This is a genomic window from Enterobacter hormaechei subsp. xiangfangensis (assembly GCF_001729785.1).
Lineage (GTDB): Bacteria > Pseudomonadota > Gammaproteobacteria > Enterobacterales > Enterobacteriaceae > Enterobacter > Enterobacter hormaechei_C.
This window is the reverse complement of the sequence record NZ_CP017183.1, coordinates 2321259-2340029: the sequence shown is the minus strand read 5'-3', so window position 1 is coordinate 2340029 and position 18771 is coordinate 2321259. Positions and strand designations below refer to the sequence as shown.

The 18771-nt window shown below is 55.5% G+C and carries 18 protein-coding genes; 9 read left to right on the top strand and 9 right to left on the bottom strand.

Annotation, left to right across the window (positions count from 1 at the left end; translation table 11 throughout):
- Positions 1–84: 84 nt before the first annotated feature.
- Together BFV63_RS11215 and BFV63_RS11210 are read right to left on the bottom strand one after the other, a co-directional pair.
- Positions 85–969: an SDR family oxidoreductase gene (locus tag BFV63_RS11215; RefSeq protein WP_022651207.1), complete on the bottom strand. Its 885-nt coding sequence runs from the start codon at positions 967–969 to the stop codon at positions 85–87.
- 111 nt (positions 970–1080) lie between these two features.
- Positions 1081–1608: a GNAT family N-acetyltransferase gene (locus BFV63_RS11210; RefSeq protein ID WP_003857109.1), complete on the bottom strand. Its 528-nt coding sequence runs from the start codon at positions 1606–1608 to the stop codon at positions 1081–1083.
- Positions 1609–1739: 131 nt separating this feature from the next.
- Between BFV63_RS11210 and treZ the strand changes: the two genes are divergently transcribed.
- The 3 genes from treZ to glgX are packed head-to-tail and all read left to right on the top strand — an operon-like array spanning position 1740 to position 8083.
- The gene (gene treZ, locus BFV63_RS11205; RefSeq protein WP_048240769.1) at positions 1740–3527 is read left to right on the top strand and encodes a malto-oligosyltrehalose trehalohydrolase; all 1788 of its coding nucleotides are present in this window, start codon (positions 1740–1742) and stop codon (positions 3525–3527) included.
- Positions 3524–5992, top strand: coding sequence for a malto-oligosyltrehalose synthase (gene treY, locus BFV63_RS11200; RefSeq protein WP_069597534.1), 2469 nt, complete (start codon positions 3524–3526; stop codon positions 5990–5992). The genes treZ and treY overlap by 4 nt, the downstream gene beginning before the upstream one ends.
- 15 nt (positions 5993–6007) lie before the next feature.
- A complete protein-coding gene (gene glgX, locus BFV63_RS11195; RefSeq protein ID WP_003857116.1) occupies positions 6008–8083 on the top strand; it encodes a glycogen debranching protein GlgX in 2076 nt (691 codons plus the stop codon).
- On the opposite strand, the gene BFV63_RS11190 is transcribed toward glgX, so the two are convergent.
- Positions 8080–8628 carry a winged helix DNA-binding protein gene (locus BFV63_RS11190; RefSeq protein ID WP_003857118.1) on the bottom strand — a complete coding sequence of 183 codons (549 nt, stop codon included), beginning with the start codon at positions 8626–8628 and terminating at the stop codon, positions 8080–8082. The genes glgX and BFV63_RS11190 overlap by 4 nt on opposite strands.
- 224 nt (positions 8629–8852) lie before the next feature.
- Here BFV63_RS11190 and BFV63_RS11185 point away from each other — a divergent pair, with 224 nt between their 5' ends.
- From BFV63_RS11185 to BFV63_RS11175, 3 genes are read left to right on the top strand one after another with little or no spacing between them, the layout of a single operon-like run.
- Positions 8853–9575, top strand: a complete 723-nt coding sequence (locus BFV63_RS11185; protein ID WP_003857121.1) for a DUF969 domain-containing protein — start codon at positions 8853–8855, stop codon at positions 9573–9575.
- Positions 9572–10558, top strand: coding sequence for a DUF979 domain-containing protein (locus BFV63_RS11180; RefSeq protein ID WP_022651202.1), 987 nt, complete (start codon positions 9572–9574; stop codon positions 10556–10558). Before BFV63_RS11185 ends, BFV63_RS11180 begins: the two co-directional genes overlap by 4 nt.
- Positions 10559–10567: 9 nt before the next feature.
- Positions 10568–11563: a DUF2891 domain-containing protein gene (locus BFV63_RS11175; protein ID WP_048240773.1), complete on the top strand. Its 996-nt coding sequence runs from the start codon at positions 10568–10570 to the stop codon at positions 11561–11563.
- A gap of 21 nt (positions 11564–11584) precedes the next feature.
- Here BFV63_RS11175 and BFV63_RS11170 read toward each other — a convergent pair whose 3' ends face one another.
- Positions 11585–12973, bottom strand: a complete 1389-nt coding sequence (locus BFV63_RS11170; protein ID WP_048240775.1) for an MFS transporter — start codon at positions 12971–12973, stop codon at positions 11585–11587.
- A 129-nt stretch (positions 12974–13102) separates the two neighbouring features.
- Between BFV63_RS11170 and BFV63_RS11165 the strand changes: the two genes are divergently transcribed.
- From BFV63_RS11165 to BFV63_RS11155, 3 genes are all read left to right on the top strand, one after another.
- On the top strand, positions 13103–14032 hold the full coding sequence (locus BFV63_RS11165; RefSeq protein ID WP_045349966.1) for a LysR family transcriptional regulator: 930 nt from the start codon (positions 13103–13105) through the stop codon (positions 14030–14032).
- Between the two features lie 63 nt (positions 14033–14095).
- Positions 14096–14362, top strand: a complete 267-nt coding sequence (locus BFV63_RS11160; RefSeq protein WP_003857131.1) for a type II toxin-antitoxin system TacA family antitoxin — start codon at positions 14096–14098, stop codon at positions 14360–14362.
- The gene (locus tag BFV63_RS11155; RefSeq protein ID WP_032609220.1) at positions 14350–14835 is read left to right on the top strand and encodes a GNAT family N-acetyltransferase; all 486 of its coding nucleotides are present in this window, start codon (positions 14350–14352) and stop codon (positions 14833–14835) included. Before BFV63_RS11160 ends, BFV63_RS11155 begins: the two co-directional genes overlap by 13 nt.
- 301 nt (positions 14836–15136) lie before the next feature.
- Here BFV63_RS11155 and BFV63_RS11150 read toward each other — a convergent pair whose 3' ends face one another.
- From BFV63_RS11150 to BFV63_RS11130, 5 genes are read right to left on the bottom strand one after another with little or no spacing between them, the layout of a single operon-like run.
- The gene (locus BFV63_RS11150) at positions 15137–15940 is read right to left on the bottom strand and encodes a carboxymuconolactone decarboxylase family protein (protein ID WP_048240777.1); all 804 of its coding nucleotides are present in this window, start codon (positions 15938–15940) and stop codon (positions 15137–15139) included.
- 15 nt (positions 15941–15955) lie between these two features.
- The gene (locus tag BFV63_RS11145; protein WP_045346199.1) at positions 15956–16651 is read right to left on the bottom strand and encodes a putative quinol monooxygenase; all 696 of its coding nucleotides are present in this window, start codon (positions 16649–16651) and stop codon (positions 15956–15958) included.
- 40 nt (positions 16652–16691) lie between these two features.
- On the bottom strand, positions 16692–17297 hold the full coding sequence (locus BFV63_RS11140; protein ID WP_071957458.1) for an NAD(P)H-dependent oxidoreductase: 606 nt from the start codon (positions 17295–17297) through the stop codon (positions 16692–16694).
- A gap of 36 nt (positions 17298–17333) precedes the next feature.
- Positions 17334–17711, bottom strand: a complete 378-nt coding sequence (locus BFV63_RS11135; protein ID WP_023292403.1) for a DUF1330 domain-containing protein — start codon at positions 17709–17711, stop codon at positions 17334–17336.
- 38 nt (positions 17712–17749) lie between these two features.
- On the bottom strand, positions 17750–18769 hold the full coding sequence (locus tag BFV63_RS11130) for an aldo/keto reductase (RefSeq protein ID WP_048240779.1): 1020 nt from the start codon (positions 18767–18769) through the stop codon (positions 17750–17752).
- Positions 18770–18771: the final 2 nt, after the last annotated feature.

Below are 18771 nucleotides of genomic sequence, written 5' to 3'. Positions count from 1 at the left end.
CATCATAGTTCAACTGCGATTTTTGAGAACCGCCGGGAAGTGAATGTGACCTATCCATGGAATGGATAGGTCTGAGAGGATGCTTTACAGCACGCCGGTACCGCCGTCAGAGCACCACACTTGCCCGGAGGCGTATGAGCAGGTATCGGAGGCAAACAGTACATACAGCGGTGCGATTTCAACCGGCTGGCCCGGTCTGCCCAGGGGCGTATCTTCCCCGAACTTCTGAACTTTGGACTGCGGCTGGCCGCCGCTGGACTGAAGAGGCGTCCAGTATGGACCTGGCGCGACGGCATTCACCCGAATGCCACGCGGCCCAAGCTGCTGGGCCAGAGACTTGGTAAAGGCTACGTTACAGGCTTTGGTCTGCGCATAGTCCACCAGGATCGCGCTCGGTTTAAACGCCTGAACGGAAGTGGTGTTAATGATCACGGCGCCTTCCTGCAAATGGCGCAGCGCAGCTTTGGTGATCCAGAAGGGGGCATAGACGTTGGTCTTAAACGTCGCGTCAAAATCTGCCGTGGTGAGATCGTCGATCGATTCGCAGTACTGCTGGCGTCCGGCGTTATTCACCAGGATATCCAGGCCGCCCAGTTCGGCAACGGCTTTTTCCACCAGCGTGTCGCAGAACGACTCCACGCGAATGTCGCCCGGAATGGCGACCGCTTTACGGCCTTCAGCCTGAATCAGCGCAATGACCGATGCCGCATCGGACTCCTCTTCCGGCAGATAGCCAATAGCGACATCTGCGCCTTCACGGGCATAGGCGATCGCTACCGCGCGACCAATTCCGGAATCACCGCCGGTAATCAGCGCTTTTTTTCCTGCCAGTTTTCCTGACCCGATATAACTTGTTTCACCATGATCCGGTATTGGCTTCATTTCCGATGCCAGCCCGGGGGCCCTTTGCGGTTGTTCAGCAAACGGTGGACGAGGGTAATGCAGCGTGTGATTATTTCCTGTAGACATACCGGCCTCCTTAATAGTGAATTCCAAGATTAGTCGTTAATTAAACGTAAGCGGGCAAAATTGACAAATTCAGACAAATCTATCTTCCGGTAGCGGATATAAAATATTTTCTCAAGCCAGCATGTAATACCAGAAAAGGGCGACCTCATCTTTTTCCGGCAGGGCGTTGTAAAGGTAGCGATCGTAACCGCCGAGAATAAACCCATAGTGACGATAAAAAAGACAGGCAGAAACATTAACGTTCTGCGTCTCCAGCCGTAAACCGGGCGCATTGAGGCTTCGCGCCCAGACGTGGGTGGCGGACATCAGCTTGTGCGCCGCGCCCGTACGACGCTTTGAACGCTCCACGGCAATGTAATCCACCGATATAAATTTATTCCAGTTGCAGGACGCGGTAATAAAACCGGCGATTTCACCGTCATCCGTTTCGGCGATAAGAAATATTGAATCCGGATTAACACAATGATTTTCCAGCGTCTGGAGATCCAGTTCATAGGTTTTAAGATAAGGTTCGGTCAGCGCCTCGATATGCAAATCACCATTGAGAAAAGGCTCTCTGGCAATCTCATCGACCGTAAAAGAAAAATCACAGCATTCAAGACGGGCGAGGTCGGTGCTTAATCCTTTTCGAATATGCATAGTATTCCTTAAGTGGGAGTTATAAATAGATAATAGACGAAGCGGCATACTCTGCTGGCATAACACTCTGTAGATCCTGGTCTAAGCTTGTATTTCGTTCCGCGTAAAATGTGGTCATTCGAGGACAATGAATGGAATTCAGAACATGTCGCAGGCACTGGGGTGCTGAGTTTATTTCCGATGACGTTGTACGTTTTCGCGTCTGGGCAGAAGGGCAAAAAGATCTCACGTTGCGTTTAACCGATACCGACATTCCCATGGCGGCGGTGGGCGACGGCTGGTTTCAGATTGACGTGTCCGGCGTCAGGCACGGTACGACGTATCAGTTTGTTTTACAGGATGGAATGGCGGTGCCGGACCCGGCCTCGCGCGCGCAGCAGGCTGACGTCAATGGCCCGTCGGTGGTGATCGACCCGCGTCGCAGCCTGCCCGCTCAGCGCGAATGGCAAGGACGACCGTGGGAAGTGACGGTGATCTACGAGCTGCATATCGGCACCTTCACCGGGGAAGGAACCTTCAGGGCGGCCATAGACAAACTGCCTTATCTGGCCGAACTGGGTATTACGCAACTGGAAGTGATGCCCGTGTCCCAGTTCGGGGGCGCGCGCGGATGGGGGTATGACGGTGTACTGCTGTATGCCCCGCACTCGGCTTATGGTACACCGGATGATTTTCATGCCTTCATTGATGCCGCCCACGCGCTCGGGCTTTCTGTGGTGCTGGATATCGTACTCAACCACTTTGGCCCGGAAGGGAACTACCTGCCGTTGCTCTCGCCGGCGTTTTTCCATCAGGATCGTATGACCCCGTGGGGCAACGGTATTGCCTATGAGGTTGAAGCTGTCCGGCAATACATCGCTGAGGCGCCGTTATTCTGGCTCTCGGAGTATCATCTTGATGGTCTGCGCTTCGACGCCATCGACCAGATCCATGACGACGCTGAGACCCATATTCTTCCCGAGATAGCGCAACGGATCCGCGACGCCTTTCCGGATCGGCATATCCATCTGACCACCGAAGACAGTCGCAACGTGATTTTCCTGCATCCGCGTGATGAGCATGGTCAGACGCCGCTTTTCACCGCCGAATGGAATGATGATTTTCACAACGCCGCGCATGTCTTCGCGACGGGAGAATCACACGCCTACTATCAGGATTTTGCCTTTGAGCCGGAGAAAAAACTGGCGCGGGCGCTGGCAGAAGGCTTTGTCTACCAGGGGGAAATCTCGCTTCAGACCGGAAAATCGCGCGGGGTAGAGTGTCGCGAGCAACCACCACAGTTTTTTGTCGATTTTATTCAGAATCATGACCAGGTCGGCAACCGTGCCCAGGGGGAGAGGCTTATCTCTCTGGCTGGGGAGGATAAAACGCGCGTGCTGTTCGCGGCGCTGCTCCTGTCGCCCCATATTCCGCTGCTGTTTATGGGCGAGGAGTATGGCGAAACGCATCCGTTCCTCTTTTTCACCGACTTCCACGGCGACCTGGCGAAAGCGGTGCGGGAAGGGCGCGCGAAAGAGTTTACCGGCCATGCCGGGCACGATGAAACCGTACCGGACCCCAATGACGTAAATACCTTTATGCGGTCGAAGCTTGACTGGAACAAGGCAGACACGGAGGAAGGCAGGGCGTGGCTGCACGTCACGCGCGAGCTGATTGTGCTGCGTCAGCGCTTTATCGTCCCGTTACTGAAACAGCGGGGCACCGTGGAGGGTAACGTCCTGCAAACGGCGCTCGGCATGGTTGCCGTGAGCTGGCGTTTTCCGTCCGGCACGTTGTCGCTGGCGCTGAATATCGGCAAAAAGCCGCTCGCCTTACCGGACCTGCCCGGAAAAACGATCTTTAGCTGGCCGGAGGCAGTCGAAAACCTGCCGTCGAACAGCATTGTTGTTCGCTTTGCTGATGGAGAAGCAGCGCTATGATCCCTTCCTCTACTTACCGAATTCAGTTTCGCAACGGCATGACCTTTGACCGCGTGGCAGACCTGATTCCGTATATGAAAGACCTCGGTATCAGCCATCTTTACGCGTCGCCTGTTTTCACCGCAACCACGGATTCCACCCACGGCTATGACGTGACCGACCCCAACGAAATTGACCCGGCGATTGGCGGGCGGGAAGGGTTTGACCGCATGGCGGCGGCGCTGAAACAGGCGGGGATGGGGCTGATTCTGGATATCGTTCCTAACCATATGTCGACCTCGCTGGAAAACCGCTGGTGGCGCGATGTTATCGAACATGGCAGGCAGAGCCGCTATGCGGCGTATTTTGATATCGACTGGTCCCGACCGCTGACGTTGCCGTTTCTTGGCGACACCTTTGAAGCCGAGCTGGAGCGGGGGGCTATCACCTTAAAACGTGACAGTGTCACCAACAGCGCAGCGCTGGTTTACTATGATACCGCCTATCCGCTTAATCCCGGCACGTATGCCGAAGGCAAGAGCATCGCTGAGATCAACGAGGCGCAAAGCTGGCGGCTGATGTCCTGGCGTGAAGCGCCGAAACAGCTTTCATGGCGTCGCTTTTTTGAAATCACCGGGCTGGTCGGCGTGCGGGTAGAGGATGAGGCGGTATTCGCAGATACGCACCACCTGATCCTTGAGCTTGTCCACGCCGGGGTTGTCGACGGCCTGCGCATTGACCATGTGGACGGGCTTGCCGATCCGCTGGGCTATTTGCAGCGACTGCGTGCGGCTACCGGACCGGATTGCTACATCACGGTGGAAAAAATCCTCGCCAAAGGGGAACAGCTTCCTCCGGAGTGGCCCATCTCAGGTACTACGGGTTATGAGTTTATCGCCTCCCTGGCGGAAGTGCTGGTGGATGATACCAACCTCTCGCGGCTGGAGATGCTCTACGACGAGACGCTGGGTACGACCGTGGACAGGCAGGCGGAACTTCGCAACGCCAAAGGGCTGATGACCGATCGTAATTTTGAGGGTGAATTTACCACGTTGCTCAAAATAGCCAGCGAGCTGGCCGGGCATAACGGCGCCGAAGTGGAGCATGATGATATCCGCCATGCCCTGCGTGAGCTGCTTATCGCGTTTCCGGTGTATCGCACCTACGGCACCGCTGAGGGACTGACGCCACCGGATGTGGCGCTGCTCAGCCGTGTGGTCGCCAGCGTCAACGCCTCTGAACCCGCTCTGAGCCTGATCGTGCGTATTCTTACCGGCGATCTGCCGGAGCATGACCACGCGCTGGCCTCGCTTTTCCGCACCCGTTTTCAGCAACTGACCGGGCCGCTGATGGCAAAATCGGTAGAGGATACGCTGTTCTTCCGCCATAACCTGGAGCTGGCCCTGAACGAAGTCGGCGCCGACCCGACGCCGCGCGCGTTTTCACTTTCCCGTTTTCATCAGGAAATGCGCATTCGTCTTGCCCGCCAGCCCGATGCGCTGCTGGGAACTTCCACCCACGACACCAAACGCGGCGAGGATGCGCGGGCGCGACTATACACGCTGACGGAAGCGCCAGATCTGTGGGGAGAAAATCTGGCGCGCTGGCGGCAGATGAACCAGACGCAGGTCCGATTCCTAAACGATGGCACCGCGCCGAACGCCGCCGACACCTGGATGATCTTCCAGGCGCTGGCGGGCGTCTGGCCAGCAACCCTGTCGCCTGAGGATCGTGATGGCCTTAAGTCACTGGAAGAGCGTTTCCTCGGCTTTATCGAGAAAGCCCTGCGCGAGGCCAAGCAGCGTACCGACTGGATCGAAAGCAACGAAGGTTACGAGAGCGTGGTCCTGGACTACGTGCGCCATCTGCTTTCCCCGGATAACACCCTGTTCCTGCGTGATTTCAGTGCCGCACTCCAGCCGTTTATTCGGGCTGGGTTAATGAACAGCCTGAGCCAGACGGTGATCAAGCTGACTGCGCCTGGCGTACCAGACATCTACCAGGGCAGCGAGGGGCTTAACTTCAGCCTCGTCGACCCGGATAACCGCCGCGAACCGGATTTCGCCGCACTGGCGGAAAACCTCAGCGTAGCGGATGGCACCGTTTTTAACGATGCGCAACGCTGGCGAGACGGCAGCGTGAAGCAGTACGTTACCGCCACGCTGTTACGGCTTCGGCCACATTACCCCGCACTTTTCCGCTACGGCGACTGGCTGCCGCTGAAGGTAACCGGTGAGCGGGAGGAGAATCTGATCGTTTATGCCCGCATAAAAGATGACGAGGCGCTGATCGTCGCCGTGCCGCGTCTGGTGTTTGACGTCACCGACAATGCGATGCTGTGGGCCAACACTATCGTGGCCATACCCCAGGAGCTGGCCGGGAAGCACTACCGGGATCTGTTTACCGGTGAGCGTCGCCTTCTGCCAGAGACGCTGGATTTAACGTCTGAAAAGGGATGTTTGTTGGTTCTGCTTACCTGCGACTAATCGAGGAGAACAAAAATGCCAAAGGATACAACGTTTGAAATTCGGGCCGGTCATGGCCAGCAGTTGGGCGCAAATTATGACGGGAAAGGGGTAAACTTCGCCCTGTTTTCCGCCCACGCGGAGCGGGTGGAGCTGTGTCTGTTTGATCCTTCGGGAAAAACAGAAATCGCCCGCCTGGAACTGCCGGAATATACCCATGAGGTCTGGCACGGCTATGTGCCGGATCTGAAACCGGGGGCGCTGTATGGCTACCGTGTGTATGGCCCCTACGATCCGGAGAACGGTCACCGTTTTAACCCCAATAAGCTGCTTATTGACCCCTATGCCCGTGAACTGGTGGGTGACATTGAGTGGAACGATGCCCACTTCGGCTATGAGCTGGGACACGATGAGCTGGATCTCAGTTTTGATACGCGAGACAGCGCGCCATTTACGCCCAAATGTAAGGTCATCGACCCCAATGCCGTTGACTGGCAGGACTCACGCCGGCCCGATATCCCGTGGCCGCATACCGTGGTCTATGAAAGCCACGTAAAAGGCTTTACCCAGCTTAACCCGGCTATTCCGCCTGAACTGCGCGGTACGTTTGAGGGGATGGGGCATAAAGCCTCGGTGGAATACATCAAAAGCCTCGGCATTACCTCGGTCGAGCTGCTACCGGTTCACTGGTTCCCTGACGATCAGCACCTGCTCGATCGCGGCCTGAAAAACTTCTGGGGCTATAACTCGCTCGGTTTCTTTGCGCCAGCGTCCCGCTATTACGGCCCGGCGGGCATCCAGGGTTTCCGCGACATGGTGCGTGCCTATCATGACGCGGGCATCGAGGTGATCCTCGACGTGGTCTATAACCACACGGCGGAGGGCAACGAGCTGGGACCAACCCTGTCGTTTAAGGGGATTGATAACTTCTGTTATTACCGCACCATGCCGGATCAGCACCGATATTACATCAACGACACCGGCACCGGGAACACCGTTAATACTTCGCACCCGCGCGTGTTGCAGATGGTCATGGACTCCCTGCGCTACTGGGCGGAGTCGATGCAGATTGACGGTTTCCGCTTTGACCTCGGGACCATTCTCGGACGTGAGCCGGAGGGGTTCGATCCGCGCGGCGGCTTCTTTGATGCCGTGACCCAGGATCCGGTTCTGTCGAAGCTGAAGCTCATCGGTGAGCCGTGGGATATCGGCCCCGGCGGGTATCAGGTGGGGGGCTTCCCACCTGGCTGGGGTGAGTGGAACGACAAATACCGCGATACGGTACGTGAATACTGGAAGGGGGATAACGTTTCTAACGATTTTGCCGCCCGTCTGTTAGGGTCCGGTGATTTGTACGATCTGCGCGGGCGTCGTCCGTGGGCCAGCGTCAATTTTATCACCGCGCATGACGGCTTCACGCTGAACGACCTGGTATCGTACAACGAGAAACATAACGCCGATAACGGGGAAGATAATAACGACGGACATAACGATAACCGGTCGTATAACTACGGCGAAGAGGGGCCGACGGAAAACCCGGATATCATTGCCACCCGCGAGCGGCAAAAGCGCAACTTCCTCACCACGCTCTTCTTCTCGCACGGCACGCCGATGCTGCTGGCAGGCGATGAGTTTGGCCGGACGCAAAAGGGCAATAATAACGGCTATTGTCAGGACAGCGAGATCTCCTGGGTAAACTGGGAAGGACTCACTGAAAACGACGAGAAGCTGCGCGACTTTACCCGTCGGTTGATTGCCCTGCGCGCGACGCAGCCGCTGCTGCGACGTGAGAACTGGCGCGACGGGCTGGAGATCCGCTGGTTTAACGCCGGTGGCGGACCGCAGCAGTCGGAACAGTGGGACGAGGGTTCCACCCTTGGTCTTGCCATCAGCCGTCCTGATCTTGAGCAGGAAGAGGGCGTCTGGCAAGACGTGCTGATGCTGTTTAACCCGTTTGAAGGTACGGTGCCATTCCAGATCCCGCAGTTTGGCGAAGGGGGTTGGGTGCTCGAACTCTCGACGTCGGAGGATGCCCCCACGGGGGAAATCATCACTGAATCTGTCGATTACGAGCTGGCCGGGCGGAGTATCACCCTGTTCCGCCGTCCTTAAAGCGAGGCCGCCGCGCGTGCGGCGGTATCATACAGGGAGGAGATCGCGCGGAGTAACTGCGCGGTCTCGCCAATCGACGCGCCCGGAATACCGCTTTCCGCATGAATGTTGATCAGGCAGGCCTCCCGCACCTCCCGGTACTTCATGCACAGCGCTTTTCCCTCCTCCGTAGTGGAGAAAAAAAGCTCTTTTCCCGCTTTCTCGCTGGTGACGTAGCCCGCCTTGACCAGCTTTTTCAGCGCATACGTCACCACGTGGGTATCTTCCACGTTCAGCACAAAGCAGATGTCAGCCAGCTTTTTCTTACGGTTGCGGTGATTCACGTGGTGCAGAAGCGAAACATCAAAGGCCCCCATATCCGGTTCACCCGCTGCGGTCATGCAGCGCACCATCCATTTGTTAAACGCATTGCTGGTCATGATCAGCGCATATTCCAGCTCTGATAATTCAGCACACCGCTCTGAGACGAGATGACGGGAGGAGACGATTCGCCCGTCCGCAATATCGTCGTGGTTTAACGCTGTCGTCTTTTTCTTTACTGTCATAACGATCCTTCCCCCGAAATGTAAACCCGTCGATAAAATAAGAACATTTTATTGATAAATTGTTTACATGTTTTTGACGTTCAGATATAGCTTTTTAGTGCAGGTTCTGTGGAGCCTCACGCAAAACACAACATCGCGCGCCGTAATGCACCGGCTTCGCTCTGCTGCGAAGTATAAAAAATAGCCGTCGGCGCGCAACGCTCACTTTGGATAGGGTAACGTTTATGGACAGTTCTACACTGTTGCCACTTATCGGGATTCCGGTGGTGGTTATTGGTTTTGCACTGCGTTTCAACCCGCTGCTGGTTGTCGTGGTGGCGGGGCTTGCGACGGGCCTGCTGGTTGGCATGGATTTCGGTATGCTGCTGGAAACCTTTGGCGAAAAGTTCGTGAATAGCCGATCGCTTGCCACCTTCATTCTGATCCTGCCGGTGATTGGCCTATTGGAGTATTACGGGCTGAAAGAACGCGCCCAGGCCTGGGTCGCGAAGATCGCCAGCGCCACCTCGGCGCGTATCCTGATGCTCTACTTTGTTGCCCGCGAAGGAACGGCTGCGCTGGGCCTGATGTCGCTTGGCGGCCACGCGCAAACGGTGCGTCCGCTGCTGGCGCCGATGGCGGAAGGGGCAGCTCTGAATGAATACGGGGAACTGCCGCAGACTATCCGCGACAAAATCAAAGCCCATGCCGCCGCGTGTGACAATATCGCGGTTTTCTTTGGGGAAGATATTTTTATCGCCTTTGGCGCGGTACTGCTGATTGATGCGTTCCTGAAAGAGAACGGGATCGAGGGGATCGAACCGCTGCATATCGGCCTGTGGGCCATTCCGACCGCCATTGCGGCACTGATCATCCATATGACGCGTCTGCTACGCCTCGATGCCAGCATTCGTCGCGACGTGATGGCCTGGAAAGCAGAGCAGGGTACGCAGGAGATCGCACCATGATGACCCTCATCACCATTAACCGCGTGTACTACCTGATCGGCTTCGTCGTGATGCTGCTGGTTGTGATGACCCTTCGCGATCGCGCTAACCCGAAACGCTATACCACGGCGCTGTTCTGGTTTCTGTTTGGCGGGATCTTCCTGTTTGGCGATCTGATGGTGCAGGAGCTGGGTAAGTCCCTGGCGTATCGCATTATTGGCGGCGCCGTTATTGTGATTGCGCTGCTGGCCGGTTTCGGGCTGGTCGGGAAGGGGCATTATAAAATGTCCACCGAGGAGGAGCGTGTTGCCTCGTCGAACCGGCTGAAAAACTCGCTGTTTTTACCGGCACTGATGATCCCCGTGGTAACGGTCATCGGGACGCTATTTCTGAAAGGCGTGTCGATTGGCGGCGTTTATCTGCTCGACCAGAAACAGCTTACGCTAGCGGCGCTGTGCGTGGCCTGTGTGGCAGCTATCCTCACCGGCTGGTGGCTGACAAAAGGTACGCCGCTGCATGCGGTTCGTCAGTCGCGTCGGCTGGTCGATACCATTGGCTGGGCGGTGATCCTGCCGCAGATGCTCGCCATGCTCGGCGGGGTGTTTGTGGTGGCGAATACCGGCGAATCGGTACAAAAGGTGGTCAGCCTGTTTGTGAACCCGGACAGCCGCTTCATGCTGGTGGTCATTTATTGCGTGGGGATGGCGCTGTTTACCATGATCATGGGTAACGCCTTCGCAGCCTTCCCGGTGTTAAGCGCCGGTATCGCTCTGCCATTCCTGATTAATGTCCATCACGGTAACCCGGCGCCGCTGCTGGCTATCGGTATGTACGCTGGCTATTGCGGCACGCTGATGACGCCGATGGCCGCCAACTTCAACATTGTGCCCGCCGCGCTACTGGAGCTAAAAGACAAATATCAGGTTATCAAGATCCAGATCCCGACCGCGTTAACCCTGCTGGTGGTAAACGTGTTCTTAATGTATTTCCTCGTGTTTCGCTAAGGAGCTGCAATGGAATTAACGCAACATCAGGCTGACGCCTTCGCCAGAATGCCGTTGACCTATTTACGTCAGGAATACCCGAACCACATTATGCATCTGCTCAACGATGACGGCGACGTTCTGCCGCCTCGCGAGCTGCACCCGATCTTTTACGGCTGTTTTGACTGGCACTCTGCGGTGCACGGCTACTGGCTGCTGCTGCGCTGCCTGCGTCTCTGGCCCGAACTGCCGTGCCGGGAAGAGATCATCACTCTGTTCGAAGAACACCTGACCGACGAGAAGGTGGCGAAGGAGGTGGCCTATTTTACCGCGCCGTTCCGCGCGTCGTTTGAGCGGCCTTATGGCTACGGCTGGCTGCTGGCGCTGGCGCAGGAGCTGAAGCAATCGTCACTGCCGCAGGCGGAGCGTTGGTACCAGACGCTGCAACCGTTAACGCGGGATATTCGCCAGCGGCTGGTGGATTACCTCAGCAAGCTTACCTATCCGATCCGCGTCGGGACGCACTACAACACGGCGTTTGCGCTCGCGCTGGGGCTGGATTATGCCCGGGCGGTGAACGATGACACGCTTGAGCGCGCCATCCTGGACGCGGCAACGCGGTTTTACCTCGCGGACACGCAATATCCTGCGCATTATGAGCCGGGTGGCGACGAGTATATCTCCGGAGCGCTGACCGAGGCCCTGCTGATGAGTAAGGTGGTGGAGGATTTCCCGGCCTGGTTCGATGCGTTTCTGCCTGAAGTGGGCGCCGTTTCTGCGCTGATGAACCCGGCAGAGGTGAGCGACCGCACCGACCCGAAAATCGCGCACCTGGACGGGCTTAACCTCAGCCGCGCCTGGTGTATGAAGCACATTGTCCGTGCTCTGCCGGAAAATCATCACGCCCGGAAGCCATTACACGATGCCGTTGCGCGCCATCTTTCGGCAAGCGTGGAGCATGTTGTCGGCAGCCACTACAGCGGCGGGCACTGGCTGGCGAGTTTTGCGCTGCTGGCGCTGGAGTAGCGCTTAGTTATATTTTCGTGCTCATCCTGTTTCCGCAGGATGAGTGATTTTACGCAACCGACTCGCGCTGACGACGACCGCTACCGCAGAAGCCGCGGCGGCGACCCACAGTGCAACATGAATTGACCTTTCATCTGCGGCCAGCAGAACGGCCACGGCGGCGGCGCCCAGACACTGCCCGAACGTGCGCATAATGGATAAAACACCGGATGCATAGCTCGCATGCTCACGAATAACGTTGGAGAGCATTTCCCGGTTATTGGGACTCTGAAAGCAGCCAAACCCCATGCCGCATACCAGATTCCGCAGGCAGATATCCCACATTGTAGGGCGGGCGGGTAATGTCGCAAGAAGGATCAAACCCACGACAAAAATCACCAGCCCCAGGGTGGATATCGCCGGGGCTGAAATCGTGTCCGCCCACCGGCCTGCATGCGGCGCAATCAGTACGATCCCTAGCGGCCACGGCGTAAACAGCAGGGCAGACAACACCGGACTGTAGCCGTATTCGCTCTGAAACAGGAAAGGCAATGCAATAAAAGTGATCCCCTGGCTGACAAAAGCAATCATTGACGTGAAGGCCGCGAGGGTAAAACGTTCATTTTTAAACATCGTCGGCGGCAGTAAGGGGTTATCCGTGCGGCGGATCTGCCAGATAAACGCCATGCCGCTCAGCGCAGCGAGCACCGTCCAGCAAAGACTGCCGGGGTGATAAGTAGCCTCCTGGAGGCTGTTCGCCGCCATGATCGTCGACCCCAGCAGCAGCGCCGACAATATGGCGCCCGGGGTGTCGAAGGGCGCTTGCTTTCGAACCGCATCCCGCGGCAGCGCTTTGACCGCCAGCAGTAAGGCGAGGGTGCCGGGAACCACGTTTATCGCAAACAGCCATTGCCAGCTCAGGGTGTGAAGGATCGTCCCACCCAATACCGGCCCGATAGCGGAGCTGGAGGCGATGAGCAGAGCGTGTAACCCCAGAATGCGGCCAAGTAATCGCCCGGGAAATACGGATCGCAGGATTGCGGGGGCAATACTCAGCGTCGCCGCGCCGCCGATCCCCTGAAGCACGCGCATACCGATGAGCACTTCGGGCGTCTTCGCCAGCGCGCAACCCAGCGATGTCAGGGTAAAGGTTGTCAGACCTGCCAGAAAAACGGGGCGATAACCCAGGCGGGCCGCAAGCGCCGCGAATATCGCCAGCGACATCGCGGCCGCCAGCAGATACCCGTTGGCGAACCAGACGGCAATACTGGCAGGTACCTGCATCTCCTGAGCCATGGAGGGCAGGGCAATGTTGATCATGGTGCCGTCAAACACGCCCATTAAGGTGGTGGTCATAATTGCGGCCATCACCCGTGCGCGCGCCGGGCCAGGCAGTCCTTCGTCGCCGGGTTGACTGGAAAAGAGCGTCATCAGGTTGTCCTCTGAGAAGAGTGTATGGATGACAAAACTATAAAGATGGCTTTTACAGGGCGGAAGGCGCACCATTTGCACTTTATCGTTGCATGAAACGCCTTATCTGAATGTACAGGAATGAGCGCTATGACCGATCCAGATTTTAATTTACTGATTGCACTCGACATATTGCTGAGCGAAGCGAGTGTCGCAGGTGCGGCACGCCGTCTGAACCTCAGCACCTCGGCCATGAGCCGGACATTAAGCAGGTTACGCGACGTTACAGGCGACCCGATCCTGGTGCGCGCCGGGCGTAACATGGTACTAACCCCGTGGGCCGAAGCGACCCGGGATCGCGCCAGGCGTGCAGTGCACGAGGCCAGGGCGGTATTGCAGCCCTCTACTGAAACGTTCAGCGCGCGAAGTCTGGCGCGTCTTTTTACCATCAGGGCAAACGATGGTTTTGTGGTGGCGTTTGGGCCTGCGCTTATAGCGGCTGTGGCCGACGCCGCGCCGGACGTCTGTATACGCTTCGCGCCGAAGCCGGAAAAAACGTCGCGCTATCTTCGGGAAGGGCTGGTTGATCTGGAGATTGGCGTCCAGAGCAATATGGGGCCTGAAATACGGCTGCAACGACTGTTTGAGGATCGGTTTGTGGGCGTCGTGCGTAAGGGGCATCCGCTGGCTAATCAGGCAGAAATAGGGGTGAAGGATTATGTCGCCTGGGGCCATGTGGTAGCGTCACCTGAGGGCGCGTTGCACGGTTCCGTTGACGATGCGCTGGCCGAACTGGGGACAAAACGTAAAATCGCCAGCGTCGTTCCGGGATTTCCGACGGCGCTGTCCGTGGCGCTGGCATCAGATCTTATTGCCATGATACCCGCGCTCTATTTACTCAATCAGCAGGTAACGGAGCAGTTACACGTTTTCGAGCTGCCGTTCAAAAGCCGTCGTATTACGGTTTCACAGATGTGGCACCCAAGAATGGAACGCGATCCTGGTCACCGCTGGTTGAGAGAGCAAATTCTTGCGATATGCGGTGTGGAGAGGTCAGACATGATAAAGAGCGCTGTATAGCGATTGCTATACACGCCGCTTATGTTATGCTTGTAAAGCAATTGCTATACAAGAGGTATACCCATGAAATCAGATGTTCAACTCAATCTCAGAGCCAAAGAATCCCAGCGGGCGCTTATCGATGCCGCCGCAGAGATCCTCCATAAATCACGTACAGACTTCATTCTGGAGATGGCCTGTCAGGCAGCCGAGAATGTGATCCTCGATCGACGTGTATTCAATTTTAACGATGAACAGTACGCAGAGTTCATTGACATGCTCGATGCCCCGGTCGCGGACGATCCTGCCATAGAAAAACTGCTGGCAAGGAAACCGCAGTGGGACGTGTAACAGCGCCAGAGCCCTTATCCAGCGTCCATCAACTGGCGGAGTTCGTCAGCGGAGAGGCCGTGCTTGACGAATGGCTAAAACAAAGAGGTCTGAAAAACCAGGCGCTCGGCGCAGCCCGAACGTTTGTCATTTGTAAAACGGGCACGAAGCAGGTCGCGGGATTTTACTCACTGGCTACCGGCAGCGTTAACCATACGCAAGCGACAGGTAATCTGCGGCGTAACATGCCGGATCCCATTCCCGTGATTATACTTGCCCGTCTGGCTGTTGATGTCTCGTTACGCGGAAACGGGCTGGGAGCCGATTTACTCCACGATGCGGTTTTACGCTGTTATCGGGTAGCTGAGAATATTGGGGTGCGGGCGATCATGGTTCATGCACTCACTGAGGAAGCCAAAGCGTTTTATATCCACCATGGTTTTAAAGCATCGCAGACTCAGGAACGGACACTGTTTCTCCGGCTTCCTCAGTAGAGGCAAAGGAAAGGGTGGTATGCGATGGGCTTATCTGATGAGTGATAGGATTCATAATACCTCATTTAACTATTCTGGGTTTGAGGAATATACATAATTTACGACAGCACCAGAAACAGTATAACAAACTGTTTTAAATGGATATTAATCAAATGGCGATTCAAACTCACAGTTATGAACTCAGTTTTGGTTCATAACTGTGTTAAACGCTGTCCATAAATCACTCGATGTCACGTCTGTTGGTTCATGAACTGTTCGTTCTAATTTTGTGATGTGCGTCAGGTTTTATTGTTCAGTAATGTTACCTTTTACTCGATGATCGATTGTTTAGCACCTCTCCCACAACCGGAGCAGCGGTAAATGCGTTTGGCCAGCCAGCATAGAAGGCGGCCTGGGTAACGATCTCCCCAGCTTCCTCAGCAGAAAGGCCATTATCCATCGCTCTGTTGAGGTGATAGCCAATCTGCGCACTCTGTCCGGATGCGATTAACGCGCTGACCGTAATCAGGCTTCTGTCGCGGGGTTTCAGCGCGGGTCTTTGCCAGAGATCCAGGAACAGGGGGTCAGCAGTAAATTTAACCAGGCCTGGAGATATTGGGCCAACATTTTTTTCCACTGTCTCTGAACGCTGCTTTTCTGCTTGCTGATTGAGAGGAAGCAGGTCCGGAGAAGCGTCAGGAAGTGCATCTGCCGTGACGCCACGAGTTTCAAATACTGCTTTGGTCACGCTGACGGCTGACATGGCATTTGGCCAACCTGAGTAGAACGCCAGATGGGTAATGATTTCTGACAACTCCGCTGGCGTAACGCCATTATCAAGGGCAATGTCCATATAGTGCTTAAGGTCGCCAGGCTGGTTTCTGGCAATTAGCATGGCGACGGTCACCATACTACGATCCCTGGGCGAGAGGGCATCGCGTGTCCACAGATCTTCAGTAATCGCTTCTCGACCAAAGCGCGCAAGAGCCGGTGAGACGGAACGAATATCAGCTTCCGAAATTGTTGAAGGTTCAATTTTCATCATCGCTTTACCTCTTGTTTCCTCAGCAGTAGCAAAATCAGAAATAACAAGCGACATGGCCGCCGCTGCAATTACGCTTTTCATGTTAATCCTCACTGGTCAACGGTGCGGATCCTGTTTGATTCCGCTTTTGTTACGAAGAAATACCGGTTTTACCGGGATAGCGTTCTTACTGGCGCTCATATGCGCCGTTTGCCTGAGATAGTCACGGAAATGTGGCGTTTGTCGGTGCAGTTGATACGCTTCCTCACTGGCGTAAATCTCATAGAAATACCAGCGGTTCGGAGTCTGTGAGTCTGTAGCGGCATACATCGCTAATACGCCTTTCTCTACTTTGAGCGATTCCGCCATTTCGGGCAGGACGATGTTTTTAAATTCGGTCTGAAATTCAGGCTTTACCTCGACGATCACCAGATTATTAATGGTTCGCTCATCCGGTATGATGTGTTTGTCCCCCAGAAATTGGGGCTCCAGAGTGATTTTATTTTTCTGATCGATAATGTCAGGTGCCCGGTCAGCGAATGCCTTGTATGGTTCGGCATTCAGATGTTTGCGGTAAGCATTCTCGTTTTCATAGAGTTCGACCATGAATGCCTGACGTGGATTGTCGCTGCGGTGCAGGGCGTACATCGCCAGCGTACCTGCTTCATGATCAACCGAAGCGGAAATCGTCTGTCTGGCTACGTCTGCAAAATCTTTGTCCCGATCGGGCCTGACGCCGAGCTCAAAGATATTCATCACTCGCTTATCCGGCGCGTCCAGTTTTGTTGCAAAGACAGGGCTGCTTATCAGCATGCAAATTAAAAGCATAAGAGTCTTTTTCACGATGATCTTTTTACTGAAATGGCTGTTTAAGACGTTCTATAAGTTGGTGTTGGTAAGAAGGTAACCGATCGCTGCTGGCGCTCTCAAAGACCAGGGGAGGAAGCCACGTCATACCTGCGTGCAGGGCGCTTGCCTTCATCGGTAAAAACACATCCGCAAGCGATACCCCGATCCTGCCGTCCGTCCCGTAAGTGGAGCTTCCTCCCGCAGCCGTACTGACAATAAACATCTCCTTTCCCTGCCAAAGACCGGGTCCGACACTTCCCCAGGTTTCATTCAGCCAGGCCTTCATCATTGGTGTAATGTTGAACCAGTGTGTCGGGAAGATAAAAACAACACGCCTGTGCTCACGCATCATTTTTCGCTCCGCGTCGCCATTAATCCGACGTGTGTCATAGCCATACAGCGTCTCAAGGTTGCGAACCGTCACGCCTTCCAGACTCTCAGCGGCTTCCTGCAGCCCTTTTGTCAGAACTGAGCGTTCCGGATAAGGGTGAGAGACGATAACGAGCGTTTTAATGTCGGTCTTTTCACGGCTATGAGCATGACTAGCGGGCATGAGGAAGATAAAGGCAAACAAAAACAATGCTGCTGCTCTGCGCTGAAGTAACACCATCATAAACCTCTTTTGTCTTAACAGGACTGTAAAACGCTATGGTGTAACAGGAGCCAGTTCTGGCAATCCTTCTACGATATAGGTTCGCGAATTGCCGGCACGGTGTCGGATAGGAATGATCTTCTGGTATGCGGCCGAGCTATACCAGTCCTGGGCATTTTTGAGACTCTCAAACTTGATTACAACCAGTCTGCCCTGTGCTCCAAACCCTTCTTTAACATCGGGTTCACCTCCTCTGACGATGAAGCGTCCACCAAAAGGTCTGAAGGTAGATTCAACCTGAGCGCTGTACGGTTTGATAGCGTCAAGATCGGTCGCCTGAAACTCTGCGATGTAATAAGCAGGCGTTGCTGCCAGGGCTGACGCGAGCCCGGAGAGGGTGAAAAGAGTGGCTACCACTGTTTTAAAAATCATCCTTCCTCCTCATAAGCTTTCATGAAAGTGAATAAGGGCTACCGCGTCCAGACCTGCCTGGCGTCTTTCGTTTGCGGCGTGTTTTGCGCCATGATCCCCGTCAGAACGTGCGGCTGGTAGGTTTCTTCCAGAAACCGGATTTCCTCCGGGCTCAGTTGAAGATTTACGGCGTTTACCGCGCCATCGACGTGATCTTTTTTTGTGGCCCCTACGACAGGTGACGTGACTTTTGTCAGCAGCCAGGCGAGTGAGATTTCCGTCATGGACACCTGATGTCGTTCAGCAAGTTCGGCGACACGCTCAATAATGAGCCGATCCTGTTCAGCCGTGCTGTCATATTTCCCGCGCGCATAATCATCCTCCGTGGCTCGCCGCGTGTGGCCTTCTTTCCGGGAGAGACGACCGCTGGCCAGCGCGCTATAGGGGGTCATGGCGATATCATCTTCAGCGCACAGACCGAAGAGCTCTCGTTCATCTTCACGCATAATCAGGTTGTAGTGGCTTTGCACGGAAACAAAGGGCGTCAGCCCTTCGCGTTCGGCAAGGGCGTTCGCTTTCGCAAACTGCCAGGCATAGCAATTGGAAATACCAATAGCGCGCACTTTGCCCGCAGTAACGGCGGCATGAAGCGCTTCAAGCACCTCAATAACGGGCGTGTTGTAATCCCAGATGTGGTAGATGTAGAGGTCGATGTAGTCCATCCCCAGATTTTGCAGGCTCTGGTCGAGCGATCGGGCTATTGCCTCTTTTCCGCCGATCCCCGCGGCAATTTGCGCGGCGGTTCGCGGCAGAAACTTGGTGGCCAGCACCACATCCTCGCGTTTTGCCATCTCCCGCAGCGCCCGGCCAACGTATCGCTCGCTGGAGCCGTTCTGATAGGCGATGGCGGTATCGTAAAAATTGATACCCTTTTCGAGACCGTAGCGGATGATGTCCCGGCTTGCTGTTTCGTCCAGCGTCCAGCGATGCTGGCCCGTTAACGGGTCGCCAAATCCCATACATCCCATACAGATGCGGGAGACCAGTAAGTCACTTTTACCGAGCCGGGTATACTGCATCT

Bases quoted from the DNA above. Each gene is read 5' to 3' on its own strand.
- glgX (WP_003857116.1), top strand. From the start codon at position 6,008: ATGCCAAAGGATACAACGTTTGAAATTCGGGCCGGTCATGGCCAGCAG.
- BFV63_RS11140 (WP_071957458.1), bottom strand. From the start codon at position 17,297: ATGGTGTTACTTCAGCGCAGAGCAGCAGCATTGTTTTTGTTTGCCTTT.
- BFV63_RS11135 (WP_023292403.1), bottom strand. From the start codon at position 17,711: ATGATTTTTAAAACAGTGGTAGCCACTCTTTTCACCCTCTCCGGGCTC.
- BFV63_RS11145 (WP_045346199.1), bottom strand. From the start codon at position 16,651: ATGCTGATAAGCAGCCCTGTCTTTGCAACAAAACTGGACGCGCCGGAT.
- BFV63_RS11185 (WP_003857121.1), top strand. From the start codon at position 8,853: ATGGACAGTTCTACACTGTTGCCACTTATCGGGATTCCGGTGGTGGTT.
- BFV63_RS11180 (WP_022651202.1), top strand. From the start codon at position 9,572: ATGATGACCCTCATCACCATTAACCGCGTGTACTACCTGATCGGCTTC.
- BFV63_RS11150 (WP_048240777.1), bottom strand. From the start codon at position 15,940: ATGAAAAGCGTAATTGCAGCGGCGGCCATGTCGCTTGTTATTTCTGAT.
- BFV63_RS11175 (WP_048240773.1), top strand. From the start codon at position 10,568: ATGGAATTAACGCAACATCAGGCTGACGCCTTCGCCAGAATGCCGTTG.
- BFV63_RS11210 (WP_003857109.1), bottom strand. From the start codon at position 1,608: ATGCATATTCGAAAAGGATTAAGCACCGACCTCGCCCGTCTTGAATGC.
- BFV63_RS11215 (WP_022651207.1), bottom strand. From the start codon at position 969: ATGTCTACAGGAAATAATCACACGCTGCATTACCCTCGTCCACCGTTT.
- BFV63_RS11170 (WP_048240775.1), bottom strand. From the start codon at position 12,973: ATGACGCTCTTTTCCAGTCAACCCGGCGACGAAGGACTGCCTGGCCCG.
- treY (WP_069597534.1), top strand. From the start codon at position 3,524: ATGATCCCTTCCTCTACTTACCGAATTCAGTTTCGCAACGGCATGACC.
- BFV63_RS11190 (WP_003857118.1), bottom strand. From the start codon at position 8,628: ATGACAGTAAAGAAAAAGACGACAGCGTTAAACCACGACGATATTGCG.
- BFV63_RS11160 (WP_003857131.1), top strand. From the start codon at position 14,096: ATGAAATCAGATGTTCAACTCAATCTCAGAGCCAAAGAATCCCAGCGG.
- BFV63_RS11165 (WP_045349966.1), top strand. From the start codon at position 13,103: ATGACCGATCCAGATTTTAATTTACTGATTGCACTCGACATATTGCTG.
- treZ (WP_048240769.1), top strand. From the start codon at position 1,740: ATGGAATTCAGAACATGTCGCAGGCACTGGGGTGCTGAGTTTATTTCC.
- BFV63_RS11130 (WP_048240779.1), bottom strand. From the start codon at position 18,769: ATGCAGTATACCCGGCTCGGTAAAAGTGACTTACTGGTCTCCCGCATC.